This window comes from Ralstonia flaminis, from assembly GCF_958415495.1.
GTDB classification, from domain to species: domain Bacteria; phylum Pseudomonadota; class Gammaproteobacteria; order Burkholderiales; family Burkholderiaceae; genus Ralstonia; species Ralstonia flaminis.
The window spans coordinates 16,972-42,714 of sequence record NZ_CATZLL010000012.1; the positions used below are offsets into that span (position 1 = coordinate 16,972).

Sequence of the window (25,743 nt, forward strand, 5' to 3'; positions counted from 1 at the left end):
CTCAGTCCACCCCGACGAACCCACCGGTCTGATGCGCCCACAGGCGGGCGTACAGACCACCGTGCGCCAGCAGCTCCGCATGCGTGCCGCTCTCCACGATGCGGCCGCCATCCAGCACCACGAGCCTGTCCATGCGCGCGATGGTCGAGAGCCGGTGCGCAATCGCAATCACCGTCTTGCCGCGCATCAGGGTTTCCAGGCTTTCCTGAATGGCGGCTTCGACTTCTGAATCGAGCGCTGACGTTGCCTCGTCCAGGATCAGGATCGGCGCGTCCTTCAGCAACACGCGCGCGATGGCAATGCGCTGGCGCTGGCCGCCCGAGAGCTTCACGCCGCGCTCACCCACCAGCGCATCGAAACCGCGTCGGCCGTGTGCGTCGGACAGCTGCGGGATGAATTCGTCGGCACGGGCACCTCGCACGGCTTCCATCAGATCGGCCTCGCTGCTGTCGGGCTTGCCATAGCGCAGGTTGTCGCGAATGGAGCGGTGCAGGAGCGAGGTGTCCTGCGTGACCATGCCGATCTGCGCACGCAGGCTCTCTTGCGTGATGTCGGCAATGTCCTGGCCGTCGACCAGGATGCGGCCTTGCTCCACGTCGTACAGGCGCAGCAGCAGGTTGACCAGCGTCGACTTGCCCGCGCCGGACGGGCCGACCAGGCCGATGCGCTCACCGGGGCGCACGACAAGGTCCAGCCCCTCGATCACGCCACTGCCCTTGCCGTAGTGAAAGCCGACGTGCTCGAAGCGCACCTCGCCCTGCGTGACGCGCAGCGGCTGCGCGCCCGGCCGGTCGGTCACGGTGCGCGGCACGGCAATGGTCTGCATGCCGTCCTGCACCTGCCCGACGTTCTCAAAGATGCCGTTGACCACCCACATGATCCAGCCGGACATGTTGTTGATGCGGATCACCAGCCCCGTTGTCAGCGCGATGGTGCCGACCGTCACCAGCCCTTGGCTCCACAGCCACAGTGCGAGCCCTGTGGTGCCGGCGATCAGCGCGCCGTTCATGGCCGTGATCGTGAAATCCATGGCGCTGATCATGCGGCCCGACAGGCGCACTTTCTCGGTCTGTTCCGACATGGCGTCGCGTGCATACGTTTCTTCGTACTGCGTATGGGCGAACAGCTTGAGCGTGGTGATGTTGGTGTACCCGTCGACAATGCGGCCCATCAGCTTGGAGCGCGCCTCGGTGGCAACGACCGAGCGCGCTTTCACGCGCGGTACGAAGTAGGCCAGCGCGGCGATGTAGCACGCGATCCACAGCAGCAGCGGCACCATCAAGCGCCAGTCGGCCTGCGCAAACAGTACCAGCGCGCTGATGGCGTAGATCAACACGTGCCAGATCGCATCCACCGCCTGCACGGCCGAATCCCGCAGCGAAAAGCCGGTCTGCATGATGCGCTGGGCAATACGGCCGGCAAAGTCGTTCTGGAAGAACGACAGGCTCTGCTTGAGCACGTAACGGTGGTTCTGCCAGCGGATCAGGTTGGCCAGGTTCGGGTTGATGACCTGATGCACCAGCACATCGTGCAGGCCAAAGATGATCGGCCGGGCAATCACCGCAACGAAGGCCATCCACAGCAACTCGTTGCGGTGCCGAGTGAAGAATTCTGCGCCCGGTGTCGCCTGAAGCATGTCGACGATGCGCCCGAGGAAATCGAACAGCGCCACCTCGATCAGCGCGCCCGCCAGGCCCACAGCCAGCAGAAACACGAAGACGCCGCGCACCTCACGCAGGAAGTGGGCGTAGAAACGCCAGACATCGCCCGGCGGCTTGCTGTCGGGCAAATGGCGGAAGGGGTCGATGAGTCTTTCGAGGCGGCGCAGCGGCATGTCGGATCGGGCGGGGGGGGGGTGACCGACGCCCCTGGGCGGGGCGTGCGCGGGAGCGCTGCCCATGATACGCGCGACAAATAAGCCACGCCTGAGGCGGGGCTTTCCTGGTCTGCTGCCGTGAAGTGGGCCGCCGGAGCTCGGCGCGTGGGGTTCTGAACCCTGCGCGTGAGGTCCGGAACTCGACGGTTGAGGTTCGGAGCACGGCGTGCGAGGTTTGGAGCGCCGCATTCGGCGTTCTGAGCTCGACTCGTGAGGTTCGGAACCCGGAGTGTTGAGGCTCGGAGCTCGACGTTTGGGGTTCAGGGCTTGGAGCTTGAGGTTCTGAACTCGGCGTTCGAGGTTCCGAACTCGAAGGATGACGCTCGGAACTCGAAATGTTGGAGTCCAGAACGCGACGGTTGAGGTTCAGAGCTTGGTGTTCGGCGTTGCGAGCCCAACGCGTGTGGCTCTGGACTCGGCAATCGGGGTCCGGAACCCGGTGCGTGAGGGTTTGAGCCGTGCTGGGCCCACGCACGTCTCGGCATGAAAAAAGCCGCTCGGTTGAGCGGCTTCTTGTGCAGAGAGGTGGGGGGCTCTCAGCGCACGACCATGTGCGTGAACGGTTCCACGTACGCCTGCAGCGTGATCAGCAGGCCCACCAGGAAGGCCAGCGCAATCGAGTGGAAGAACACATAGCGCAGGATGTCGCCCTCGTGGCCGTACCACTTGGTGGCGGTAGAAGCCACCACGATGGACTGTGCGTCGATCATCTTGCCCATCACGCCGCCCGAGCTGTTGGCCGCAGACATCAGGATCGGCGACAAGCCAAGCTGTTCTGCTGTGGTCTTCTGCAGGCCGCCGAACAGCACGTTCGATGCCGTGTCCGAACCGGTGAGCGCCACGCCCAGCCAGCCCAGCATCGTGCCGAACAGCGGATACAGCACGCCGGTGTGCGCAAAGGCCAGACCCAGCGTGGCGTCCAGCCCCGAGTAGCGGGTCAGGTAGCCAATGCCGAACATCGCGCAGATGGTCAGCAGCGAATAGCGCGTGAGCTTGATGGTGTTCCAGTACTCCTTGAGCATGCGCGGGATCGAGTAGCCCATCAGCAGGCCGCCCACGACGGCCGAGACGAGGATGCCCGTACCTGCCATCGACAGCACGTTGAAGAGGAACACCGCGCCTTCCTTCGTTTCCTTGGCGACCACCGGCGGGCCCTTGACCACCATCTTGTCCAGCCCCGGAATCGGGAACTTGAATTGCCAGATGCCGTCGACCAACGCTTTGAACTGCGGCACGCCCCAGATGAACACGAAGACCGTCAGGATCACCCACGGCAGCCACGCTTGCATGCGCGAGATCTTGCCGTCGGTGGCGGTGGTGGCTTCGCGCGCCTCAGCCGCGGCTTCGGGATCGACGCGGGAGTTGTCCTCACGGTTGCGCAGGGCGGTCGATGTCCAGATGGTCTTGGGCTTCCACACCTTCAGGAACAGCGTGAGCGAGCCCATCGACACCAGCGCCGCAATCACGTCCACCAGCCACGGGCCGTGGAAGTTCGACACCAGGAACTGCGGAATGGCGAACGACACGCCTGCCACCAGAATCGCCGGCCAGATCTGCAACATGCCGCGGAAGCCCGCAAACGCCCAGATCAGCCAGAACGGCACCAGCACCGAGAAGAACGGCAACTGGCGGCCGACCATGGCCGACAGGTGCAGCAGATCCAGCCCCGTGACGGAGGCCAGCCCGATGAGCGGTGCACCCAGCGCCCCGAAGGCCACCGGTGCGGTGTTGGCGATCAACGCCAGGCCAGACGCTGCCAGCGGCGAGAAGCCCAGGCCGATCAGGATGGCGCCCGTCACGGCCACCGGCGTGCCGAAGCCTGCCGCGCCTTCAAAGAACGCACCAAAGCTGAACGCCACCAGCAGCAGTTGCAGGCGGCGGTCTTCGGTGATGCCCGAGATGGAGTTCTGCAAGACCTTGAATGAGCCATTCAAGGTGGTGAGCCGATGCAGGAAGATGATGTTGAGGACGATCCAGCCGATCGGGAACAGGCCGGAGACGATGCCAAGGCCTGCTGCCTTGCCCGCCATAGCGGCCGGCATGCCAAACACGAACGACGCAATGCCGATGCCGACTATCAGCGCCAGGCCCGCAGCCAAGTGGGCCTGCATATGAAAGAAGGCCAGCGAACACAGCAGCACGGCCACCGGTACCCCGGCCGCGATGGTTGACCATACGGCACTGCCGAGCGGGTCATAGACTTGATTCCACATCTTGATCTCCTCCTGTTTCTGGGCGTTTCAGTTCTATGGGCCTATTTGGCACTCCCGATACATTGCCAGGCGGGCTCTGCAATACCGAACGTCTTCTTGCGCCCGCGTTTGATGGATCAACGAGGCGACCGCGGATTTTAGGAACAAGCGTGTCGGGGTCTGCGCAATATTCTGTCACTTTCAACCTGAAAAGTATTCATCGGCGCGTGACGCCCGATGCCGTGCGGCTTGGTGCGGCGCACAGGAATTGCACCGGGTAAATCCGGGTTGTGGAATCATGGCGCCTGCAAAGTTTTAATCCATAACAAATCAGCCTGGATCGATTCCTCCTCATGGCTTTCCTGACGGCTCTCTCTGTGCGCCGCTTGGCTGCTGCCGGGCTGGTTTTGCTGATCGCGTTCTCGCCGGCAACGCACGGCCAGACAGCGCCCAACCCAGCTCCAACCGCCGCGAACACTGAATCCACGCGCCCACGGATCGGCCTCGTGCTGTCGGGCGGCGGGGCGCGCGGCTATGCGCATATCGGCGTGCTCAAGATGCTGGAGCGCATGCGCATTCCGGTGGACGTGATTGCCGCCACCAGCATGGGCGCCGTGGTGGGGGGGCTGTACGCCAGTGGCCTGGGGGCGGATGCGCTGGAGCAGAAGCTCACGCAGGTTGACCTGAGCGACATCGCCTTCGACCGCAACGAGCGCGCCAAGCTGCCGCAATCGCTGCGCGAGGATGATTTCCAGTACCCGATCGGCTTGTCTGCCGGTTATGCAGACGGCCGGCTCAGGCTGCCTGCCGGGCTGGTGCAGGGCAACCGTCTGCTGGCACTGCTCAAGAATTGGACGGCCCAGTGGCCCGACAACATCAAGTTTTCGCAACTGCCGATTCCATTCAAGGCCATGGCAACCGACTTGGCGACGGGCGATCCGGTAATCCTCGATCGCGGCTCGCTGCCGCTGGCAATGCGCGCCAGCATGGCGGTGCCCGGCCTGTTCGCGCCCATCGAGGTGGACGGACGCACGCTGGTGGACGGCGGTCTGGTGGCCAACCTGCCGGTGCAATTGGCGCGCGACATGGGCGCGGACATCATCATTGCCGTCAACATCGGCTCGGACCTGCAGCGGCCGGAAGACCTCGCCTCGCCGGCGGCGGTGACGCAGCAGATGATCACCATCCTGGTCGGCCAGAACGTGCGCGCCCAGAAGGCGCTGTTGCGGGGGCGCGACGTATTGATCGAACCGCAACTCAATGAGTTGTCGTTCACGGACTTTGCCAAGGGGCCGCAGGGTGTCGCGCAGGGCGAGAAGGCGGCCCAGGGTGTCGAGGCCAAGCTGGCGGCGCTGTCGCTCTCGCCGCAGGCGTATGCAGCCTACCGTGCTGCCCATATACCGCAGGGCATGCTGGCGCAAGGTGCGCGCATCGACGCCATTGATGTGACCACCAGCGGCCGCGTGCCGGTGGCGCGTGTGCGCCAGCTGCTCAAGGTGCGCGAGGGCGACACCTATGACGCAGAAGAACTCAACCGCGAACTCTCGGCCCTGGCCACCACCGGCGACTTTGAAACCGTGACACAGCGGCTGGTGGAAGAAAACGGCGTCCACACGCTCAAGATCGACGCACACGAGAAATCCTGGGGTAACCAGTTCTTCCTGTTCGGCTTGGGCATGTCGACCAACTTCGATGGGCGTGGTGCGTTCAACGTCAATCTGGGGCACCGGTATCCGTGGCTGACACAGGGCGGGTTGGAGTGGCGCAATGACATCGTGCTCGGCAGCAACCGGGCCAGCATCCATACCGAATTGCGGCAGCCGCTGTGGCAAGCGCGCGGTTTCTACATTGCGCCGTACGCGGAGTATTCACGCCGCAGCTCGGACGTGTACTTCGACGATGAGTCGCCCACCAAAGACTCCAAGCCGTTCAACAACCTCACCATCGAGACGGCGCGCGCCGGTGTTGACCTGGGCATTCCGCTGGGTCGCAAGGGCGAGCTGCGGCTGGGTGTGAACTATGTGAAGAAGACGGCGACCTTCAACTACCTGACCGTGGTGACGGACGAATTCGGCAACATCGTGGATGCAGACAGTCTTCCATCCCTGACTGCCAGCCAGCCGGCGTTTCGGGCACAGCTCACGCTGGACCAGCTCGACGACGCACTGTTCCCGCGCAGCGGCTATTACCTGTTCGGCAGCGTGGAAGCGGGTTTCGGTTCGCTCGACAAGAAGTACAACACCGCCCAGGCCAAGGGGTTGTGGGCAACGAGCTACGGGCGCCATACGTTCAACGTCGCGCTGGAAGGGGCGGGGCAGTTTGGTGCGAACAGCCCGACGCGAGACAACGGTGGCGATAGTGGCAACGGCGCCAACGAGGGCTTCTACCTCGGAGGCTTCCAGCATCTCTCGGCTTATGCGCAGGATCAGTTCAACGGTCAGTACCTGTTGTACGGGCGTCTGACCTACCTATACGACTTGCGCGTGGACGATCTGCTGGGTTTGCGCGCGCCGGTTTTCGGCGCCAGCGCGGAGGCGGGCAACGTCTGGCAGTTGCGCAACAACTTCGGCCGCGGCGGCTACCTGAAGAGCGGCAGCGTGTTCGTCGGCGGCAACAGCCCGATCGGCCCGTTGTACTTCGGTTTTGCCCTGGCGCCGCAGGGCGTGTGGAACGTGTATCTGCAGCTCGGTCGGGTGTTCTGACGCGGCTTCGGGGGATGCATTTGCGCAGGTGCCCCCGGGGAGGCGCCTGCTTTGTAAGGTCTTGATCAGATTGGGAAATCAATCGGTCGAGCAGAGGCGGAGCGACATGCTAGCCTTCCGCTTCGCTTTTTCAATATCTCGGGCGTGCACGCGCCCAGCCCCCTTCCCATGAAGTTCTCCGTGTTGTTCCAAGGCTCCCGTTCGTCCCGGTGGTTGCTCTGCGCATGTGCGCTTACCGTGTTTCAGGCCTGCAGCAAACACACCGACGAGGTTGCCAAGCCTGCCGGCCCGCCGGAAGTCGAGTTTGCCGTTGCGCAGCGCTCCGACGCGCCGCTGGAGACCGAACTGCCCGGCCGCCTGGAGCCGTATCGCACGGCAGAAGTGCGCGCACGCGTAGATGGCATCGTGCTCAAGCGCGCCTATGAAGAGGGGCAGGTCGTCAAGGCTGGCCAGGTGCTGTTCCGTATCGATCCGGCGCCGCTCAAGGCACAGGTGGACGCGGCACAAGGCGCACTCGCCCGCGCGCAGGCGCAGGTTGCCATCGCCCGCGACAAGGCCACCCGCTACAAGGGCCTGGCCGCCACCCGCGCCGTGAGCGAACTCGAATACGCCGAAGCGCAATCCGCCGAGCGTCAGGCTGCGGCTGACGTTGTTTCCGCTCGCGCCGCGCTGGAGACGGCGCAACTGCGCCTGGGCTATGCCACGGTCACCGCGCCCATTGGTGGCCGCTCGCGCCGCGCGCAGGTCACCGAAGGGGCGCTGGTCAAGGAAGACGCCGCCACGCCGCTCACCACGGTCGAGCAGATCGATCCGATCTATGTCGACTTCGCCCAGCCCGCTGCCGAGGTGCTTGCCTTGCAGCGCGCGCTCAAGACAGGGCAGGCCGCCGCGTTGACGGGGCAGGACATCGGTGTGCAAGTCATCCTGAGCGATGGCGTGGCCTACGAGCGCCCGGGCAAGTTGCTGTTCTCTGATCTGGCGGTGGACCGCGCGACGGATAACGTCTCGATGCGCGCCGTGCTGCCCAACCCCGATGGCCTGCTGTTGCCCGGCATGTATGTGCGCGTGAAGCTGTCGCACGCGGTGCAGCAGGGTGCGGTGACGATTCCAAAGGGGGCGTTGCAGCGTGATCGTCATGGTGCGTCCGTGTTCGTGGTGAAGGCCGACAACACACTGGCGGCTCAGCCTGTGGCTGCGCAAACGTTGGCTGGTGATCAATGGCTCGTAACAAGCGGCCTGACCGGCGGCGAGCGCATTGCCATCCCTGGCATGCAAACGCTGGAAGCTGGCATGGCCGTCAAGCCGGTGCCGGCCGCCAAGCACGCCGACGCAGCCGCTGATACCAAGCCGACTGAGCGCACCAAAGGCTGACCATGGCACGTTTCTTTATCGACCGCCCGGTTTTTGCCTGGGTGATTGCGCTGGCCATCATCCTGGCCGGCCTGCTGGCCCTGCCCAGCCTGCCGGTGGCGCAGTATCCGAACATCGCGCCGCCCAACGTCAGTATCAGCGCCAACTATCCGGGCGCCTCCGCGCGCACGGTGGAGAGCGCTGTCACGGCCATCATCGAGCGTGAGATGAATGGCGCGCCGGGGTTGCTGTACATGTCGTCGTCGTCCGATGCGGCGGGCAACGTGTCGATCAACCTGTCGTTCAAGCAGGGCACCAGCCCCGATCTTGCGGCGGTGGAGGTGCAGAACCGCTTGAAGATCGTCGAGGAGCGCCTGCCCGAAGTCGTGCGCCGCAACGGCATCCGCATCGAGAAGGCGGCCGAGAACTACATGATGTATCTGTCGCTGTCGGCCGAGCATGGCCGCTTTGACGGTATCGATCTGGGGGACTTGGCGTCGTCTGACCTGATTCCGCAACTGCGCCGCGTGCCCGGCGTTGGCACTGCACAGTTGTTCGATGCGGAATACGCCATGCGTATCTGGCCCGATGCGGACAAGCTCACCGCGCTCGGCCTGACGGCAGGTGATTTGAGCGATGCCGTGCGCCGTTACAACGCGCGTATCACCGTGGGTGAAATCGGCAGCGGGGCGGTGCCGGGCAGTGCGCCCATCAACGCGAGCATCACGGGTGACGATGGGCTGACCACGCCCGATGCGTTCGGCCAGATTCCGCTGCGCGCGGATGCGCAGGGCCGCATGGTGCTGCTGCGCGATGTGGCACGCGTGGAGCTGGGTGGCAGCGACTACCTGTACCTCTCGCGCATGAACGGCAAGCCGGCCACGACCATCGGTATCAAGCTCGCGCCGGGCGCCAACGCCGTCGGCGTGGCCAAGCGTGTGCGCGCGGTGCTGGACGAGGCGCAGGCACATTTCCCGCCGGGCGTGCGCTACGAAGTGGCGTACGACAGCTCGCGCTTTGTCGGCATCGCCATCGAGCAGGTGGTCAAGACGCTGCTCGAAGCCGTGGTACTGGTGTTTCTGGTGATGATGCTGTTCATGCAGAACCTGCGTGCGACGCTCATCCCCACGCTGGTGGTGCCGATTGCGCTGCTGGGCACGTTTGCGGTGATGCTGCCGATGGGCTTCTCCATCAACGTGCTGACGCTGTTCGGCCTCGTGCTGGCCATCGGTATCCTCGTCGACGATGCCATCGTGGTGGTGGAGAACGTCGAGCGTGTGATGCATGAAGAAGGGCTTTCGCCACGTGACGCGACGGCCAAGGCCATGCGCCAGATCAGCGGGGCGATTGTCGGCATCTCGCTCGTGCTGACGGCGGTGTTCGTGCCGATGGCGTTCTTTGGCGGTGCGGTGGGCAATATCTACCGGCAGTTCTCGTTGTCGCTGGCGGTGTCGATGGTGTTCTCGGCGTTCCTGGCGCTGACGTTGACGCCGGCCCTGTGTGCGACGTTGCTCAAGCCGGTGGAGCCTGGGCACAGTACGGAGCGCAAGGGCTTCTTTGGTGCGTTCAACCGCGGTTTCGCGCGATTGACTGCGCGCTACCAGGGCGGTGTTGCCAAGTTGCTGACGCGTACTGGCCGTGCGCTGATTGTCTATGGCGCCATCATCGGCGTGGTGGTGCTGCTGTTCATGCGCTTGCCGACCGCCTTCCTGCCGGAAGAAGACACGGGTGAGTTCATGACCGTCGTCATGCTGCCCACGGGGGCCACGCAGGCACAGACGCTCGACGTGGTGCGTCAGGCCGAGCAGTACTTCATGACCAAGGAGCCGGCCGTAGCGTCCACGCTGGCCATCACAGGCTTCAGCCTGTATGGCAATGGGCAAAACGCGGCCATGCTGTTCCTCACGCTCAAGGAGTGGAAGCACCGCAAGGGTGACGACCAGCACGTCGACGCCGTGGTTGCCCGCGCCAATGCCGCGTTCGGCAAGATCAAGGGCGCGATGGTCATGGCGATGAACTCGCCCGCACTGCCGGAGCTGGGCAGCAAGCCCGGCTTCGACCTGCGCCTGCAAGATCGCGGCGGCGCCGGCTACGAGCGCTTGGCGCAAGCGCGTGATCACGTACTGGCCGAGGCCGCCAAGCATCCGGCGCTCTCGGAGGTGACCTTTGCCGGTCAGGGCGATGCCCCGCAGATCCTGATCGACGTGGACCGCAGGAAGGCACTGTCGATGGGCGTGTCGATTGACGACATCAACCGCACGCTGGCCGTGATGTTTGGCTCCGACTATGCGGGCGACTTCGTCTACCGCAACCAGGTGCGTCGCGTGATCGTGCAGGCCGACGGCAAGCAACGCGTGTCGGTCGAGCAGCTCGGCCGCATGCACGTGCGCAATGCGGCGGGTGCCATGGTGCCGCTGTCAGCCTTCACGAAGGCCCAGTGGATCGTCGGGCCGCTCAAGCTGGACCGCTACAACGGCTTCCCGGCCATGTCGATCAGCGGCTCACCCGCACCCGGCCACAGCTCGGGCGAGGCCATGGCGGCGATGGAGTCCATCGCGCGTGGTTTGCCCGAGGGCTTCGGCTATGAGTGGACGGGCCAGTCGTTCGAAGAGCGGTTGTCGGGGGCGCAGGCACCGGCGCTGTTCGCGCTGTCGATCCTGGTGGTGTTCCTGTGTCTGGCGGCGCTGTACGAGAGCTGGTCGATTCCATTGGCTGTCATGCTGGTGGTGCCGCTGGGCGTGCTCGGTGCGCTGCTGGGTGCCACACTGCGCTTCCTGCCCAACGACATCTATTTCAAGGTCGGGTTGATCGCTACGATCGGCTTGTCGGCCAAGAACGCGATCCTGATCATCGAAGTTGCGAAGGATCTGGTGGCGCAGGGCATGGGTTTGATCGAGGCCACGTTGGAGGCAGCACGCCTGCGTTTCCGGCCCATCGTGATGACCTCGCTGGCGTTTGCCTTCGGTGTGGTGCCGCTGGCGATTGCAACGGGGGCGGCATCCGCCAGCCAGCGCGCCATCGGTACGGGCGTGCTGGGCGGCATCATCATGGCGACGGTGCTGGCGGTGTTTCTGGTGCCGGTGTTCTTTGTGGTGGTGCGGCGCGTGTTCAAGGGCAGCGAGCGCCAGCGCCGGCTGGACGCAGCGCACGAGCACGAAACCGCCGGACCTGCTGCCTGATCGGATCAATCCGCGGCGGCTGGGCCCTTGCGCCTGGCTGCCGCCGGGTCGAACCCGAAGAAGCCCAGCAGCTCGGCCGCGACCTGATCGCGGTCGTTGTCCACGCAGATCATGTGGTAGCTGTTTTCCAGTACCACGGTGCGGGCACGCGGCAAGGCGGCCTGCAGCGTTTCGGCGGAACGCAGGCTGGTCAGTTCGTCTTCACGGGCGTGAATGACCAGCGTCTCGCAGGTGATGGCGTGCATGGCTGCATGCGCCTTGACGCGAAGCCGATCGACTTCGCGAATGCATGTGAGCGGCACCCACGGATAGTGGAAGCTGTCGCCACGCGCGAGCTTGGCCTTGATGATCCGCCGCAGCAGCGGGTTCTTGATGCCGAACGGCTCATCCTCTTCCACGCGCATGCGCGCGGCCATACCCGGAATCCGATACACCGCGTGACGCAGCTCCCGGTACCACGGTGTCGACCAGCCATCGATATGGATGGGTGTCGCCAGCAGCGCCAGCCTGTCTTGCGGGCGATCCACGCCGTGCCGCACGCGATGTGCCAGTACCAACGCCAGCAGCGCACCCATGCACATGCCGGCGATATGCACGATTTCGTGCTCGGTGAGCAACTGGTTGTACGTTTGCGTGAGCGCGTCGAGCCACGCCTCGGCGTGCGTGGTGAGCAGGTCTTCCGGGCGCGTGCCGTGGCCGGGCAGGGTGGGCGCGTGCGCCACCGCGCCGGCGTTGCGCAGCGCTTTTTGCAGCACGCCCAGGTCGTAGGACGTGCCGCCCAGGCCATGGATCAGCAGCACTGCCGTGCTGCCGGGCACCGGCGTGGTCACAGTGCAGTCTCGACCGACCAGGTACCGGCCACCAGCGCCGTGTTGCCAACGGCATCCGTCAGCGGCCCGCCGGTATCGACCACCGTATGCAACGTGCCGTCGCGTGCGCTCAGGCGCAGTGTTTGCCGGCGTGCGGGTGCGACAGCCTCATCGTCAAATGCAGTGTTACTGAGCCAACGGGCGCTCAAGCCGGCGCGGTCGTCCGGATGCACGAGCTGCAGCACGGTCGCGACCGAAGCCATGGTCTGCGCGTCGTGCCCGAAGGCCAGCGTCACGTCACCGCCCCAGTCGATACGGCCGCTGGCTGGGTCGATGGTGTAGACGAGCTGGCTGGACGCGGCCAGTGCCAGCTCTACGCGGTTCTGCCAATGCGCGCTTTGTTCGTGCAGTTGCTCGCGGGTGGTTTTGAGTGCGCTCACCAGCAGCACCAGCAGCGCGGCAACGCCCAGGTACAACTGCGTTTCCAGCAATGATTGGCCGTAGTGACGGTCGAGCACGGCAAAGGGGCCATCGCCTTCGGCCGTCTGCACGAGGGCGACCAGCGCCAGCAGCAATACCGCCACCGAGCCGCCGCGCCCGCCCCACAGCAGGGCCACCACCACGGCAAAGAACAGCGGCACGTAGGTCAGCGCAAAGCCAATGCCATCGCCAAATTTGGCTGCGCTGTTGCCGTCGAAGACCACGTAAGACGACACGGCCAGCGCGATGAAGGCCGCCAGGCCGAGCAGGAAATCCGTGCGATCGGTACCACCCGAGCGGAACGCACGAAAGCGCGACCAGGCTGCCAGCACTGGCGTGACAATCAGCACGCCCAGGAAATCCGATGCGCCCCAGATCCGGAAGACGTGTCCGAACGAGCCGCCTTGCGACCACGCAAACCATGCCGCCCCGAACAGCGCGCCGACAATGCCGCTGATTGCGCCCGCCGTCAGCATGGCGCGCAGGAAATACAGCCCTTCGAGTGGCACGCCCATCAGCCGGATCAGCGCCACAGCCAGCGCCGAACTGCCGACCTCGTCCAGAGCGAAGAGCATCGCGTGTGCGGGGTTGGTGTGTTCGATGGCAGCCAGCGCCAGTTGCGCCACTGCAAAGGCTGCGCCCAGCCCCGGCCATTCGCGGTACGGCCGGAGCATGAAGGCGGCCATGGTCACGCCCGCCGGCAGCCAGATATAGCCCGTCATGTCCACCGGCCCGTTCAGGCGGTGCGACACGATGGCGGCAACCAGATAGAGCACGCCCCACAGGATCGTGGCGACGGGGGTGGAAAGTCGGTGGAATCGCATCCGGGTTTCCCTCGGTAAAAACAAAAAACCGCGCCGGCGTTGAAGGCCGTGCGCGGTTGGTGATGCTACCGCAATCAGCTACGGTGCCGGCTTAATGCCAACCCTCGTGCCAGCCATGGTGCGGGTGCCACCATCCCCAGCCGTAGTGCGCGTGATAGCGCCAGGTATAGCCTGGTCCGGGGGCAACCGTGACGGGCGCGACATACACCACGCCCGCCGGGGCAACCGTGGGCGGCTCAAGCGGCGCGACCACGCAACCGGCAAGCGCACTGCTCAGCGCCAGCGCGGGCAGCAAAAGACGGAATCCAACGTGCTTCATGAAGACATCTCCTAGTCATTCCAGGACAGGCGCCCGGACATGAGGCGCGTCGCATGGAATGACGCTTGCGCCTACCGCCATTGAACGGGGGGCGGGAGGGTGGGGATGACCGGATTGTTGTAACAGCTGATTAATCGGAGCGATCAGAGCGCTGGTTTAGACCACCGGCAACGCCAGCACTTCCTGTGCCGCACGCCGATCGCGCAGTTCAGCCATCCAGCGCTCGAGGTTCGGACGCGCCGGGCGCTCGATCGGCAGCCCGAGCCATCGGTGCGCGGCGCAACCGCAGACGATGTCCGCCATGGTGAAGCGCTGGCCAGCCACATACGGCTGCTTGGCGAGCACCGCGTCGAGGACGGCGGTGGTGCGCTCGGCAGCCTGGCGCGAGCGCTCGATGCGGGCCGCGTCGCGCCGATCTTCCGGTGTACGTACGAGCTGCAGGAACGCATCCACCATCGACGGGCTGAATGACGTGGTCTGCCAATCCATCCAGCGGTCAGCGTCTGCGCGCTCGTGTAGTTCAAGCGGGTACAGATTGCCCGGGCCGTAACGCGCCGACAGGTAGCGCACGATCGCGTTGGACTCCCACAGGACGAAGCGCTCGTCGCTGGAATCGTTCAGGCCGTCTTCGATGACGGGGATCATGCCGTTCGGATTCATCGCCTTGAACGCCGGCGTGTCGACGCCCCCGAAGGCACCGCCGACGTCGATGCGCTCGTGGTCGAGCGACAGCTCGCGCGCGCACCAGACCACTTTCTGCACGTTGACCGAAGAGAGTCTTCCCCAGATCCGCAACATCGACGACGGCTCCTTTCTATGGATGAGTGAGTGTAGTTACGTAATTTAGGCGGCCTTGGGTGTGAGTGCCGCGATTTCTGCGCGCAGCAACTCACCCAGCACGGCAATGCCTTGTTCAATGCGTTCCGGCGCCACCGTCACGAACGCCAGGCGCAGGGTATTGCGGCGCGGGGCGTTGGCGTAGAACGGCGCACCCGGCACGAACGCCACGTTGCGCGCGACGGCCTTTTCCAGCAGCGCCATCGTGTCGATGCCTTCCGGCACTTCCACCCAGATGAACATGCCGCCTTCCGGGCGGTTCCAGTGCACGCCGGTCGGCATGTGGCGCTGGAGCGAATCGAGCATCGCCTCGCACTGCTTGCCATACAGGTCACGGATGCTCGGGATGTGCGTGTCGAGCAGGCCGGTCTTGAGCACCTCGTAGGCCACGCGCTGCGTGAAGCTGGGCGTGTGCAGGTCCGACGCCTGCTTGGCTTGCACGAGTTTGAAGTGGATGTGCTCGGGCGCAATGATGTAGCCCAGGCGCATGCCCGGTGCCAGGATCTTCGAGAACGAGCCCATGTAGACCACGCCGTCCGGATTGAGCGAGCGCAGCGAGGGCAGTTGGTCGCCGGTGTAGCTCAGTTCGCCGTACGGGTCGTCTTCCACCAGCAGCACGCCGAGTTCCTTGGCGCGGGCCACCAGGGCCTGGCGGCGCTCCAGCGGCAGGCGGCGGCCGGTCGGGTTCTGGAAGTTCGGGATGGTGTAGAAGAAGCGCGCGCCGGCGGTCAGCTCGGGCGTGAGCGCTTCGGGCAGCAGGCCCTTATCATCGCTGGGCACCGACGCATATGCCGGCTCGAACAGCGAGAACGATTGCAGGGCGCCCAGGTAGCTGGGCGTTTCCACCATGACCTTGCTTTGCGGGTCGATGAAGATCTTGCCCAGCAGGTCCAGCCCTTGCTGCGAACCCGTCGTGATCAGCACGCGCGAAGCCGTGGTGCCATGACGCTGGGCAATCCATTCACGCAGCCCGGACAGTCCCTCGGTCGGGCCATACTGCAACGCGGCCTGCGGGTTGTCGGAAAACATGCGGGCGCACGCCGCCTGAATCGCTTCTACCGGGAAGGTGACCGGGGCGGGCAGGCCGCCGGCAAACGAAATGACCTCAGGGCGTTCGGTGATCTTGAGGATTTCCCGGATCGCCGAGCTGGTCAGTTTCTGAGCACGGTTGGAGAAGGTACAGGCGGTGTGGTCCATGGTGTGGTCCTTGTGTTGCGGCGCCCACCTCGTGAGCGGGCGCCGTGGGTGGGCAAAGCGAAAAGAATAGCAGGCAACGCCCCTGGCTTGCAGGGGCCAGAGCGACGCCGGTGCGACGCCGGGTGAAACGATTAAGCGACTTCAGCAATCAGCTCGATTTCAACGCACGCGCCGAACGGAATCTGTGCGACGCCGAAGGCGCTGCGGGCGTGCTTGCCGGCATCGCCAAACACCTCGGCAAACAGCTCCGACGCGCCGTTGGTCACCAGGTGCTGCTCGGTGAACTCGGGCGTGGAATTGACCAGGCTCATGACCTTGACGATGCGTTTGACGCGGCCCAGGTCACCACCCAGGTGGGTGTTCAGCGTGGCCAGCAAGTCGATGGCGATGGCGCGCGCGGCGGCCTTGCCTTCCTCGGTGGTCATGTTGGCGCCCAGCTTGCCGACCCACGGCTTGCCGTCCTTCTTGGCGATGTGGCCGGACAGGAAGACCTGGTTGCCGGTTTGCGCGGCCATGACGTAGGCGGCGGCCGGAGCACCGGCGGCGGGCAGTTCGATGCCCAGTTGCTTGAGCTTGGCCTGGGCGTCGTGCGAGGCGGTCATGAGGACTCCTTGATGTGTTGGGTGAACAAAACCGAGTAAAGACGCTATCGGCGCACCGAAGTCCGCCGGCCGATGCCGACCACGGCAATCACTGCCAGTGCAAACAGCACAGTCGGCGCATCGAGCGATTCGCCCAGCAGCAGCCAGCCGCCGATCAACGTCATGAAAGGTTGCAGCAATTGTATCTGCCCGACCCGCGCAACACCGCCGGCAGCCAGGCCCGAATACCAGAACAGAAAGCCGATGAACATCGAGAAGGCCGACACGTAGCCCAGCCCGATCCAGGCGCGTGCCGAAGCATGTGCCAGCGCTTCGGCCTGATGCGTGGACGGTAGCCACGCCAGCGCGGCCACCATTGGCAGCAGCACCGGCAGCGAGATGACCAGCGCCCAGGCGATCGTCTGCGTGCCGCCCAGTTCGCGCGAGAGCTTGCCGCCGGTCGCATAGCCGAGAGCGCCGGTCACCATGGCGGCAAACAGCAGCCAGTCAGCGCGGTGCAGGGTGCCGGCCCCTTGCAGCAGCGCAAACGAGACGACCAGCACGCTGCCCACCACCGCGCACAGCCAGAACCCTGCCGATGGCCGCTCACGCCCGAACCACGCGGCAAACACCGCGGTTGCCAGTGGCAGCAGGCCAGTGATGATGGCGCCGTGTGCGGCGGGCACATCGCGCATCGCCAGCGAGGAGAACAGCGGAAAGCCGACCACCACGCCCATCGCCGTGACAGCGAGTTGCCGCCATTGGCGGCCCTGCGGGCGTTTGGCGGCGGGGAACGCGCCGGTGGCTGCCAGCAGGCCCAGCGCCAGAACGCTTGCCAGCACTGCCCGTACCAGTGCCACGAAGGTCGCATCCAGCTCGGCCACGGCCATGCGTGTGAACGGCAGCGTCTGGCTGAAGATCGCCACGCCGATGAAGCCGAGCAGCATGCCGCGGCGTTCGGCGTGGTCGGTGTGGGGCATTGGCAGGGTGGCGGATTTGTTCATGGCGCGCGTCCTTTCAATCCGCAAATGCCACCGCCACGCGGCGGTTCTGACGGCTCTTCTTCTCAATTTTGGTGACGACCACGCGGCCGATTTCACCGGTGGCGCGCACGTGGGTGCCGCCGCACGGCTGGCGGTCGATGCCGTCGATATGGATGATGCGGATGGCCGACGCGCCCACCGGAGGCGCCGCACCAATCGTGCGCACAAGCTCGGGCTGCGCGGCCAGTTCTTCGGGCGTGATCAGGTCGATGCGCACCGGCGTGTTGCGGCCGATCAGTTCGTTCAGTTGCGTGGTGAGTGTGTCGCGGTCGAGCGTCGATTCCGGCAGGTCGAAGTCGATACGGCCCGAGTCCGGCGAGATGCCGCAGCCCGTCACGGGCACCGGAATCAGCGAGCCCAACAGGTGCAGGCAAGTGTGCAGACGCATCAGGCGGTGGCGGCGCTCCCAGTCGATGGCGACGGTGACGGCAGTGCCGGGCGCGAGCAGGGTGAGGTCTGCGCCGTCTGCCGGCACGTGCAGCACGGTCTGGCGATCGGGGCTGTAGACGGTGTCGGCTATCGCCACGGTCTGGCCATCTGGCAGGGCGAGGGTACCGGTGTCGCCGGCCTGGCCGCCGCTTCGGGCATAGAACACGGTCTGGTCCAGCTCGATGCCTTCCGGGTGCACGGCAACGATGGTGGCGTCGCAGGCGGTTCGGTAGGCGTCTTCGTCAAAGCGCTTGAGCGTTGGCATAGCGGGGCTCCCCTGGGTGGAGTGTGCGCATAAGGGCGGAAATCCGACCTTGATCCTACCGAACTGTGTCTGTACAGTACCTGTACACTTTGTCGTGGTGCTTTCTGTACAGTTCTTTGGTCCCACAATCTGGCCTTCGATCATGACTGTCTCTTCCCAAGTCGTCAGCCTGGATGCCCGGCGCGCGGCTGCGCGGCCGGCTGCGGAGCAGCTGCCCGACCCGATTCCCTCGGCGCAGATGACGCTGGTGGACCAACTGACCGAGTGGGCGCGCATGCGCATCGACGAGCGTGTGTTCCGCGCCGGCATGCGCATGCCCTCGATCCGGCAATTGGCGCAGGAAAAGAGCATCTCGCGCTTCACGGTGGTCGAGGCCTACGAGCGGCTTGTGGCACAGGGGTATCTGGAATCGCGCCGTGGTTCGGGCTTCTACGTAAAGGAGCGCCACACGGCATTACCCGACGATCAGCCTGCCCCACCGCCGCTGGCAGTCGGGCGCAAGATCGACGTCACTTGGCTGTTGCGCAACATGTTTCTTTCGGCCGAGCCGCGCAAGTCGCCCGGCACCGGTTTTTTGCCCAACGGCTGGCTGGACGGCGAGTTGATCGCCAATGCCCTGCGCACACTGGGCCGCCAGAACGGCAACCAGTTCTTGGCGCCAGGCTTGCCGCAGGGCTTCTTGCCGCTGCGCCAGCAGTTGCAGACGCGTCTGGCGGAGCTGGAGATTGGTGCGCGCCCCGACCAGATCGTCATGACCTCGGGCATCACCTCGTCGCTCGACTTGATCGCGCGCCAGTACGTGCAGCCCGGCGATACGGTGCTGGTGGCTGATCCGGCGTGGTTTCTGATGTTCGGCCGCTTTGCCGCACAGGGCGCACAGGTGATCGGCGTGCCCTACACCACCGAGGGGCCGGACCTGATTGCGCTGGAGGGGCTGGTGCAGGTGCGCAGGCCCAAGCTGCTGATCATCAATTCGATCCTGCATAACCCGACGGGCACATCGCTCTCGGCCGCCAAGGCGTTCCAACTGTTGCGGCTGGCTGAGCAGTACGGCTTTCTGATCGTGGAAGACGACATCTATGGCGACCTTGCGCCTCCGGGCCACCAAGGCACGCGCCTGGCCAGCCTCGACCAATTGCGCCGCGTGATCTACCTGGGCAGTTTCTCCAAGACGCTGGCGATCAATTTGCGGGTGGGCTTTATCGCCTGCCACCCGGAGTTGGCCAAGAATCTGACCGATGGCAAGCTGCTGACCAACCTGACCACGCCCGAGATCAACGAGCGCGTGCTCTACAAGATCCTCACCGAAGGCCAGTACCGCAAGCACGTCGAGCGCGTACGTTCCCGCCTGGACCGCGCCCGGGATGGCGTGCAGCGCAGCCTGGAGCGTATGGGCCTGAAGCTCTTTGCGCAGCAGGGCGCCGGGATGTTCCTCTGGGCCGATACGGGGCAGGACACCAACGCCATCGCCCGCGCTGGGCACGAGCAGGGCTACGTGTTTGCGCCGGGCAGCCTGTTTTCGCCGTCGCAGATGCCGTCGACGTGGATGCGCTTCAACATCGCCACCAGCGCCGACCCGGACATGCTTCGGTTTCTGGCAGAGCAACTCGATCGCGGCGGCTGACGGGTTGGGGATTCCGCGGTCTTGAAAACCCGGGCCGACGCCTTATCTAGCCTCACAAATTCATGCGGGCACACGCGCTACGTGTAGCCCGCTTCTCTTTCCGTTTCCACTTTTCAGACTTTTTACGCACACCATGAGCGCACCGCACGAGAAGATGGCTTTCCAGGCAGAAGTGAAGCAGCTTCTGCATCTGATGATCCACTCGCTGTACAGCAACAAGGAAATCTTCCTGCGCGAGCTGGTCTCCAACGCGTCGGACGCGGTGGACAAGCTGCGCTTCGAGGGCATCGCCAATCCGCAACTGCTGGAAGGCGGTGGTGAGCTGGGCATCCGCATCGGTTTCGATGCCGCCGCGCGCACCATCACCATTGCCGACAACGGCATCGGCATGAGCCGCGATGAGGCCATCCGCAACCTTGGCACCATCGCCCGCTCGGGTACGCGCGAGTTCTTCAGCCAGCTCTCGGGCGACCAGCAGAAAGATGCAGCGCTGATCGGCCAGTTTGGCGTGGGCTTCTACTCCGCCTTTATCGTGGCCGACCGTGTGACGGTGGAATCGCGCCGCGCCGGCGTGGCCGCCAATGAAGGCGTGCGCTGGGAAAGCACCGGCGACGGCGAATTCACCGTCGACACCATCGAACGTGCTGAACGCGGCACCACCATCACGCTGCACCTGCGCGAGGGTGAGGACGATTTCCTCTCCGCTTGGCGCATCAAATCGGTCGTGCAAAAGTATTCGGACCACATCTCCTTGCCGATCCAGATGCGCAAGGAAGCGTGGGACGAAGAAAAGAAGGAGATGGTCGCCCAGGACGAATGGGAAACCATCAATCAGGGCAGCGCCCTGTGGGCCCGCCCGCGTGCCGACGTGACCGACGAGCAGTACATCGCCTTCTACCAGCATATTGCGCACGAGAACGGCAAGCCGCTCGCGTGGACGCACAACCGCGTGGAAGGCCGCAGCGAATACACGCAACTGCTGTACCTCCCGACCAATGCGCCGTTCGACCTGTGGGATCGCGAGCGCCGCAGCGGCCTGAAGCTGTACGTCAAGCGCGTGTTCATCATGGATGACGCCGAGCAACTGCTGCCGGGCTATCTGCGCTTCGTGAAGGGTGTGATCGATTCGGCAGACCTGCCGCTGAACGTGTCGCGCGAAATCCTGCAGGAGAGCCGCGATGTGAAGGCCATCCGCGAGGGCTCGACCAAACGCGTGCTGGGCATGCTCGAATCGATGGCCGAGTCGGATGACGCGGCCGAGAAGGAGAAGTACGCCACCTTCTGGCAGCACTTCGGCCAGGTGCTCAAAGAGGGTATTGGCGAGGATCACGCCAACAAGGACCGCATTGCCAAGCTGCTGCGCTTTGCTTCCACGCACAACGAAGACAGTGCTCAGACCGTATCCCTGGCGGATTACATCGGCCGCATGAAGGAAGGTCAGGACAAGATCTACTACGTGACCGCCGAGAATTGGACGGCCGCCAAGTCCAGCCCGCACCTGGAAATTTTCCGCAAGAAGGGCGTGGAAGTGCTGCTGCTGACCGACCGCGTGGACGAATGGATGCTCTCGTTCCTGCACGACTTTGAAGAAAAGGAACTGGTGTCGGTGGCGCGTGGCGATCTGGACCTGGGCGCGATGGAAGATGAAGCCGAGAAGGCTGAGCACGCCAAGGTGGAAGGCGAGTTCAAGGCGTTGGTCGAGCGTGCCAAGACGGTGCTGACCGACAAGGCCAAGGACGTGCGCATCACGCATCGCCTGACGGATTCGCCGTCGTGCCTGGTGGCCGATGATGGCGACATCAGCGGCACGCTGGCGCGCCTGCTCAAGCAGGCCGGTCAGCAAGCGCCCGACAGCAAGCCGGTGCTGGAGCTGAACCCGACGCATCCGCTGGTGCGCAAGCTCGCGCTGCTGGAAACCGTGACCGGCAACGACGCCGATCGCGTCGCGTTTGAAGATCGCCTGCACGTGCTGTTTGATCAGGCTCTGCTGGCCGAGGGTGGCTCGTTGACCGACCCGGCGGCTTACGTGCAGCGCGTGAATCGCCTGCTGGCCTGATCGCCCTTGGCTCTGTACCTGTGACGCTCAAGCGATGCTTTCCGCCTGTGGTCGACGCGCGCACGCGCGTGCTGATCCTGGGCAGCCTGCCCGGCGAGGCATCGCTCGCGCAATCGCAGTACTACGCTTACAAGCACAACCAGTTCTGGCGCCTGGCCGGTGAGGTGATCGGCCAGGATTTGCCGGGTATGGACTACGACGCACGTCTGCAAGCGCTGCGCGCGCATCGCCTCGGTTTGTGGGATGTCGTGGCCGAGGCCAAACGAGAAGGCAGCCTCGATAGCAAGATTCGGGACCACGCCGGCAACGACCTCGCCGCCCTGATTGCCGCATTGCCGGAATTGGTTGCGATTGCCTTCAACGGCGGCACCGCCGCACGCATCGGCCTGAGGGCGCTCGGTGCGCATGGCGGCGGCCACCACATCCTGACACTGCCCTCCAGCAGCCCGGCGCATACCTTGTCCTACGCGGAGAAGCTGCGTGTGTGGCAGGAACTGCGGCCATGGCTGGAATAGAGCCGCTAACAAAACCGCCTTGGCGTCGTTGCGCCTCCTTGCCGTACTCCAGTACTGTCTGCGTCGGCACGCCTAGCCAGGACAGTTTTGTTAGCGGCGCTTAGGCCGCCTCCCTTTTCAAGCCTTGCGCTGCTCCACCAGACGATTCCACAGCATTCCAGCCCGATTTCCGCTTCGGCAGTAAGCAAGAATGGGTTTGGGCAATGCATCAACCAATGCGCCAAACGCACCCACTTCCGCATCGCCGATCTGATTCGGTTCGATAGGCAGGTAGCGCGCCTCCAGACCCAATTCGCGTGCGGCAGCGGCAATCTCTTCAAAGGCGGGCTGGTCAGCGCTTTCCCCATCGGGGCGGTTGCAGATCACGGAGTGGAAGCCCGCATCGCGAATGGCCCTCAGATCCGCCGGCAGGATCTGCCGCGAGGTGGCCAACCCATTGGATGCCGTCGCCCGGCATTGCTCGATGGCGCGTTGAAAGCAGGCAATCGCAAAGTCGATGTCTTGCTCCGTCGTGAAACGACCGAGGCTGATGCGCACGGTGCGGGCTGCCGTGTCCGCATCCAGGCCAATTGCCGTCAATACGTGGGACGGTGTGCCGGCAGCGGAATTGCATGCCGATGTCGATGACACGGCAAGGCCGTCGCCCAGCATGAACGGGAAGAAGCCCGGCGCATTCACCGTCAGGCTCAAGGTGTGCGGGATGCGCTGCGCCACGTCAGCGTTGTGAACCACATCGCCCAGGGCGAGCACCGACGCCTTCAGGCGCTGGCTGAGCGCCGCAATTCGGGCAGCTTCGCTCTCGATCTCTTCTGCCGCCAGTTCGCAGGCGAGCCCCATGCCGACAATCTGATGTGTCGCCAGCGTGCCCGAGCGCAGACCTCGCTCATGCCCACCACCGTGCATCTGCGGTGCAATCCGGGACGCGATCTCGCGGCGCACGTACAACGCGCCGATGCCCTTGGGGCCATAGAACTTGTGTGCGGACATCGACAGCATGTCGATGCCGAGCGCGCGCACGTCAATCGGCGTCTTGCCGAGCGCCTGCGCGGCATCGACATGGAACAGCGCGCCTGCGGCATGCACGATCTGCGCGATTGCGCGGATGTCGGTCAGCGTGCCCAGTTCGTTGTTCACCAGCATGAGCGAGACGAGGCCCGTCTCAGGCGTCATTGCTGCGGCCACGGCGTCAGCGGTAATTTCGCCCTGCGCGGTCGGTGAGAGATAGGTCACCGCCAGGCCGCGCGTCGACAGGTGTGCCATCGTGTCCAGAATGGCTTTGTGTTCGATGCGGCTGGTGATCAGGTGGCGCTTGCCTGTCGCGGTGTCCGCGTAGCCCTTCAGTGCGAGGTTGTTGGATTCGGTGGCGCCCGATGTCCAGATGATCTCATCGGCATCTGCGCCAATCAGCGCGGCAACCTGTTCGCGTGCGTGCTCGACCCGGCTGCGTGCGCGTCGCCCGGTTGCGTGTGAGCTCGATGCGGGATTGCCGAATGCGCCCTCGATGCCAAGGCAGGCGGTCATCGCAGCGATCACGCGGGGGTCGGCCGGCGTGGTGGCTGCGTAGTCGAGGTAGTGCATCGTGTTGCTGTCGCTCATATGTCGTTCTCTTGCTGCGGTAGGGGCGAGGAAATGATACGGCGAGTGAGCAGGAAAAATAATTCAAAATTCCTGATAAATGCGGAGTCGTGAGGATGAATTTTTCCTAAAATTGCGTCTATCTAGAAATATCTTCTTCTCAAAAAATGGATGCCATTGACCGCGAGTTGCTGAGGTTGTTGCAGGCCGATGTGACGCTGCCCATTGCTGAACTCGCGCAACGCGTGAATCTCTCGCAGACGCCTTGCTGGAAGCGGGTGCAACGTCTCAAGGAGACGGGCGTCATCCGGGCGCAGGTGGCGCTGTGCGATGCGCGCAAGCTGGGTGTCGGTACGACAGTGTTTGTTGCAGTGCGCACGGATCAGCACACCGAGAAGTGGGCGCAGCGTTTCACACAGGTGGTGCGCGATATGCCGGAAGTGGTCGAGGTCTATCGGATGAGCGGCGAGGTTGACTACCTGCTGCGCGTCGCGGTGACCGGCATCGAGGACTACGATCGCGTCTACAAGCAGCTCATCAAGGCGGTACCGCTGTCAGATGTGAGTTCTTCGTTTGCGATGGAGCAGATCAAGTATTCGACTGCGTTGCCGGTGCGCGATGATGGGTAAGGTGGTGCGGTCATCAACGCTGCAATGCCGTAATCCGGTGCGGCACCTTCCGTATGATGGTGGTTTTGCCCGCCAGGCCGGTGCGGCGCCCAAACCATCTTTGCGACTCCCATCATGGCCCGTCTCAAACTCGACCTGCCGACTGATCAGTTCTGCTATTCCACGCATCTGACCGTGCGCGTGACTGATATCAACGCAGCCAATCACCTTGCCAATGACTCAATGATCTCGATGATCTCCGAGGCGCGAGCGCGCTTTCTTTACGAGTTCGCCGGTGACGATGTCGGGCAGAAAGGAGGCGGCATCATCGTGACCGACCTCGCGACCATGTATCGCAACGAGGCACATGCGCGTGATCAATTGCTGTTCGAGGTGGGGGTGATGGACTTCAATAAGTACGGCGGCGACATCATCTTCCGCATCACGCGCCCGGCCGACGATACGCTGATCGCCATGGCCAAGTCAGGCTTTGTGTTCTTCGACTACGTGGGTAAGAAAGTGATGGCGATGCCAGAGGGTTTTGCGGGTCGATTCCCGAAGGTGAACTGGGTGGAGTAAGGCCGCCGAGCATGACGGCATGCATCCCCAGAATTGGGGGCTTGCTGGGCCGGTTAACTCTCGGCCTTGGGGTTGTGATGGGCTTGGGTGAGCCATCGCATGCAGCGGTAGAATCGCGCCACAGTTGTTGTGGCGGGCGTTGCCCGCAGATTGTCCTGAACTTACGGAGCATTTTCAGATGACCACGCCTTCGATGTATGAGTTTTTGGTGCCGACCGCCAACCGCATGCTCGGCAACCTGTCGTCGTTGCTCGACAAGGCGGCTGCCTATGCAGAGGCGAAGAAATTCGACCCCGCCAATCTCATGACCGCGCGCCTGGCGCCCGACATGCATCCGTTCACGCGGCAGGTGCAGATTGCCTGCGATCAGGCCAAAGGCGCGGCGGCGCGCTTGTCGGGCGCGGAGCCGCCGTCGTATCCGGATGTCGAGACGACCATTCCGGAACTGAAGGCACGCATTGCCAAGACGCTCGAGTACGTCAACAGCGTCGACCCGGCAGCGTTTGCGGGTAGCGAAGATCGCACGGTCACGCTCAAGTCCCCGAAGGGCGAGCTGCAGTTCAGCGGCATCGACTATCTGCGTGGCTTCATGCTGCCGAATTTCTATTTCCACATCACCATGGCTTATGCGCTGCTGCGCCATAACGGTGTGGAGATCGGCAAGTTCGACTATCTCGGGCGCCCCTGAGCGAAGCGCTTCACC

20 protein-coding genes are annotated in these 25,743 nt (G+C 64.3%); 9 read left to right on the plus strand and 11 right to left on the minus strand.

Annotation, left to right across the window (positions count from 1 at the left end; genetic code table 11):
• Position 1: 1 nt before the first annotated feature.
• Both R2N11_RS17925 and R2N11_RS17930 read right to left on the minus strand, forming a co-directional pair.
• Entirely contained in the window at positions 2-1,834 is a 1,833-nt protein-coding gene (locus tag R2N11_RS17925) for an ABC transporter ATP-binding protein (protein WP_199031826.1), read from the minus strand.
• Positions 1,835-2,412: 578 nt separating this feature from the next.
• The gene (locus tag R2N11_RS17930) at positions 2,413-4,089 is read right to left on the minus strand and encodes an L-lactate permease (protein WP_199033135.1); all 1,677 of its coding nucleotides are present in this window, start codon (positions 4,087-4,089) and stop codon (positions 2,413-2,415) included.
• Positions 4,090-4,421: 332 nt separating this feature from the next.
• On the opposite strand from R2N11_RS17930, the gene R2N11_RS17935 reads away from it, so the two are divergent.
• From R2N11_RS17935 to R2N11_RS17945, 3 genes are all read left to right on the plus strand, one after another.
• Positions 4,422-6,770 (plus strand): patatin-like phospholipase family protein, encoded by a 2,349-nt coding sequence (locus R2N11_RS17935; RefSeq protein WP_316681865.1) that lies wholly within the window; start codon positions 4,422-4,424, stop codon positions 6,768-6,770.
• Between the two features lie 168 nt (positions 6,771-6,938).
• Positions 6,939-8,141 carry an efflux RND transporter periplasmic adaptor subunit gene (locus tag R2N11_RS17940; protein ID WP_430715452.1) on the plus strand — a complete coding sequence of 401 codons (1,203 nt, stop codon included), beginning with the start codon at positions 6,939-6,941 and terminating at the stop codon, positions 8,139-8,141.
• Between the two features lie 2 nt (positions 8,142-8,143).
• On the plus strand, positions 8,144-11,299 hold the full coding sequence (locus R2N11_RS17945; RefSeq protein ID WP_316681867.1) for a multidrug efflux RND transporter permease subunit: 3,156 nt from the start codon (positions 8,144-8,146) through the stop codon (positions 11,297-11,299).
• Positions 11,300-11,304: 5 nt separating this feature from the next.
• Here R2N11_RS17945 and R2N11_RS17950 read toward each other — a convergent pair whose 3' ends face one another.
• From R2N11_RS17950 to R2N11_RS17985, 8 genes are all read right to left on the minus strand, one after another.
• The gene (locus R2N11_RS17950; RefSeq protein WP_199032867.1) at positions 11,305-12,117 is read right to left on the minus strand and encodes an alpha/beta hydrolase; all 813 of its coding nucleotides are present in this window, start codon (positions 12,115-12,117) and stop codon (positions 11,305-11,307) included.
• Between the two features lie 8 nt (positions 12,118-12,125).
• Positions 12,126-13,412, minus strand: coding sequence for an MASE1 domain-containing protein (locus R2N11_RS17955; RefSeq protein ID WP_316681869.1), 1,287 nt, complete (start codon positions 13,410-13,412; stop codon positions 12,126-12,128).
• Positions 13,413-13,503: 91 nt separating this feature from the next.
• Positions 13,504-13,731, minus strand: a complete 228-nt coding sequence (locus R2N11_RS17960; protein WP_316681870.1) for a hypothetical protein — start codon at positions 13,729-13,731, stop codon at positions 13,504-13,506.
• Positions 13,732-13,887: 156 nt separating this feature from the next.
• A complete protein-coding gene (locus tag R2N11_RS17965) occupies positions 13,888-14,529 on the minus strand; it encodes a glutathione S-transferase family protein (protein ID WP_316681871.1) in 642 nt (213 codons plus the stop codon).
• Positions 14,530-14,574: 45 nt separating this feature from the next.
• Positions 14,575-15,765 carry an aminotransferase-like domain-containing protein gene (locus R2N11_RS17970; protein WP_316681872.1) on the minus strand — a complete coding sequence of 397 codons (1,191 nt, stop codon included), beginning with the start codon at positions 15,763-15,765 and terminating at the stop codon, positions 14,575-14,577.
• 131 nt (positions 15,766-15,896) lie between these two features.
• A complete protein-coding gene (locus R2N11_RS17975) occupies positions 15,897-16,367 on the minus strand; it encodes a RidA family protein (protein WP_199031095.1) in 471 nt (156 codons plus the stop codon).
• A 44-nt stretch (positions 16,368-16,411) separates the two neighbouring features.
• Positions 16,412-17,350 carry a DMT family transporter gene (locus R2N11_RS17980; protein WP_316681873.1) on the minus strand — a complete coding sequence of 313 codons (939 nt, stop codon included), beginning with the start codon at positions 17,348-17,350 and terminating at the stop codon, positions 16,412-16,414.
• 13 nt (positions 17,351-17,363) lie between these two features.
• Positions 17,364-18,083: an alanyl-tRNA editing protein gene (locus R2N11_RS17985; RefSeq protein WP_316681874.1), complete on the minus strand. Its 720-nt coding sequence runs from the start codon at positions 18,081-18,083 to the stop codon at positions 17,364-17,366.
• Between the two features lie 142 nt (positions 18,084-18,225).
• Between R2N11_RS17985 and R2N11_RS17990 the strand changes: the two genes are divergently transcribed.
• The 3 genes from R2N11_RS17990 to R2N11_RS18000 all read left to right on the plus strand — a co-directional run bounded on the left by R2N11_RS17990 (position 18,226) and on the right by R2N11_RS18000 (position 22,278).
• Positions 18,226-19,707 carry an aminotransferase-like domain-containing protein gene (locus tag R2N11_RS17990; RefSeq protein ID WP_199031092.1) on the plus strand — a complete coding sequence of 494 codons (1,482 nt, stop codon included), beginning with the start codon at positions 18,226-18,228 and terminating at the stop codon, positions 19,705-19,707.
• A gap of 133 nt (positions 19,708-19,840) precedes the next feature.
• Positions 19,841-21,763 (plus strand): molecular chaperone HtpG, encoded by a 1,923-nt coding sequence (htpG, locus tag R2N11_RS17995; RefSeq protein WP_316681875.1) that lies wholly within the window; start codon positions 19,841-19,843, stop codon positions 21,761-21,763.
• Between the two features lie 20 nt (positions 21,764-21,783).
• The gene (locus R2N11_RS18000) at positions 21,784-22,278 is read left to right on the plus strand and encodes a DNA-deoxyinosine glycosylase (RefSeq protein WP_316681876.1); all 495 of its coding nucleotides are present in this window, start codon (positions 21,784-21,786) and stop codon (positions 22,276-22,278) included.
• A 117-nt stretch (positions 22,279-22,395) separates the two neighbouring features.
• Here the strand turns inward: R2N11_RS18000 and R2N11_RS18005 are convergent, their stop codons facing one another.
• The gene (locus R2N11_RS18005) at positions 22,396-23,874 is read right to left on the minus strand and encodes an aminotransferase class V-fold PLP-dependent enzyme (protein WP_199031089.1); all 1,479 of its coding nucleotides are present in this window, start codon (positions 23,872-23,874) and stop codon (positions 22,396-22,398) included.
• A gap of 146 nt (positions 23,875-24,020) precedes the next feature.
• Between R2N11_RS18005 and R2N11_RS18010 the strand changes: the two genes are divergently transcribed.
• From R2N11_RS18010 to R2N11_RS18020, 3 genes are all read left to right on the plus strand, one after another.
• Entirely contained in the window at positions 24,021-24,482 is a 462-nt protein-coding gene (locus R2N11_RS18010; RefSeq protein ID WP_039596296.1) for an Lrp/AsnC family transcriptional regulator, read from the plus strand.
• A 114-nt stretch (positions 24,483-24,596) separates the two neighbouring features.
• Positions 24,597-25,040 (plus strand): thioesterase family protein, encoded by a 444-nt coding sequence (locus R2N11_RS18015; protein WP_199031088.1) that lies wholly within the window; start codon positions 24,597-24,599, stop codon positions 25,038-25,040.
• Between the two features lie 178 nt (positions 25,041-25,218).
• Complete coding sequence (locus R2N11_RS18020) at positions 25,219-25,728, plus strand: DUF1993 domain-containing protein (RefSeq protein ID WP_316681877.1); 510 nt, start codon at positions 25,219-25,221, stop codon at positions 25,726-25,728.
• Positions 25,729-25,743 lie beyond the last annotated feature (15 nt).

Excerpts from the sequence above, each read along its gene's own strand:
- R2N11_RS17960 (WP_316681870.1), bottom strand. The coding sequence starts at position 13,731 with ATGAAGCACGTTGGATTCCGTCTTTTGCTGCCCGCGCTGGCGCTGAGC.
- R2N11_RS17935 (WP_316681865.1), top strand. The coding sequence starts at position 4,422 with ATGGCTTTCCTGACGGCTCTCTCTGTGCGCCGCTTGGCTGCTGCCGGG.
- R2N11_RS17990 (WP_199031092.1), top strand. The coding sequence starts at position 18,226 with ATGACTGTCTCTTCCCAAGTCGTCAGCCTGGATGCCCGGCGCGCGGCT.
- R2N11_RS17985 (WP_316681874.1), bottom strand. The coding sequence starts at position 18,083 with ATGCCAACGCTCAAGCGCTTTGACGAAGACGCCTACCGAACCGCCTGC.
- R2N11_RS17955 (WP_316681869.1), bottom strand. The coding sequence starts at position 13,412 with ATGCGATTCCACCGACTTTCCACCCCCGTCGCCACGATCCTGTGGGGC.
- R2N11_RS17975 (WP_199031095.1), bottom strand. The coding sequence starts at position 16,367 with ATGACCGCCTCGCACGACGCCCAGGCCAAGCTCAAGCAACTGGGCATC.
- R2N11_RS17925 (WP_199031826.1), bottom strand. The coding sequence starts at position 1,834 with ATGCCGCTGCGCCGCCTCGAAAGACTCATCGACCCCTTCCGCCATTTG.
- R2N11_RS17930 (WP_199033135.1), bottom strand. The coding sequence starts at position 4,089 with ATGTGGAATCAAGTCTATGACCCGCTCGGCAGTGCCGTATGGTCAACC.
- R2N11_RS18010 (WP_039596296.1), top strand. The coding sequence starts at position 24,021 with ATGGATGCCATTGACCGCGAGTTGCTGAGGTTGTTGCAGGCCGATGTG.
- R2N11_RS18005 (WP_199031089.1), bottom strand. The coding sequence starts at position 23,874 with ATGAGCGACAGCAACACGATGCACTACCTCGACTACGCAGCCACCACG.
- R2N11_RS17970 (WP_316681872.1), bottom strand. The coding sequence starts at position 15,765 with ATGGACCACACCGCCTGTACCTTCTCCAACCGTGCTCAGAAACTGACC.
- R2N11_RS17940 (WP_430715452.1), top strand. The coding sequence starts at position 6,939 with ATGAAGTTCTCCGTGTTGTTCCAAGGCTCCCGTTCGTCCCGGTGGTTG.
- htpG (WP_316681875.1), top strand. The coding sequence starts at position 19,841 with ATGAGCGCACCGCACGAGAAGATGGCTTTCCAGGCAGAAGTGAAGCAG.
- R2N11_RS17965 (WP_316681871.1), bottom strand. The coding sequence starts at position 14,529 with ATGTTGCGGATCTGGGGAAGACTCTCTTCGGTCAACGTGCAGAAAGTG.
- R2N11_RS18015 (WP_199031088.1), top strand. The coding sequence starts at position 24,597 with ATGGCCCGTCTCAAACTCGACCTGCCGACTGATCAGTTCTGCTATTCC.
- R2N11_RS17945 (WP_316681867.1), top strand. The coding sequence starts at position 8,144 with ATGGCACGTTTCTTTATCGACCGCCCGGTTTTTGCCTGGGTGATTGCG.
- R2N11_RS18020 (WP_316681877.1), top strand. The coding sequence starts at position 25,219 with ATGACCACGCCTTCGATGTATGAGTTTTTGGTGCCGACCGCCAACCGC.
- R2N11_RS17980 (WP_316681873.1), bottom strand. The coding sequence starts at position 17,350 with ATGAACAAATCCGCCACCCTGCCAATGCCCCACACCGACCACGCCGAA.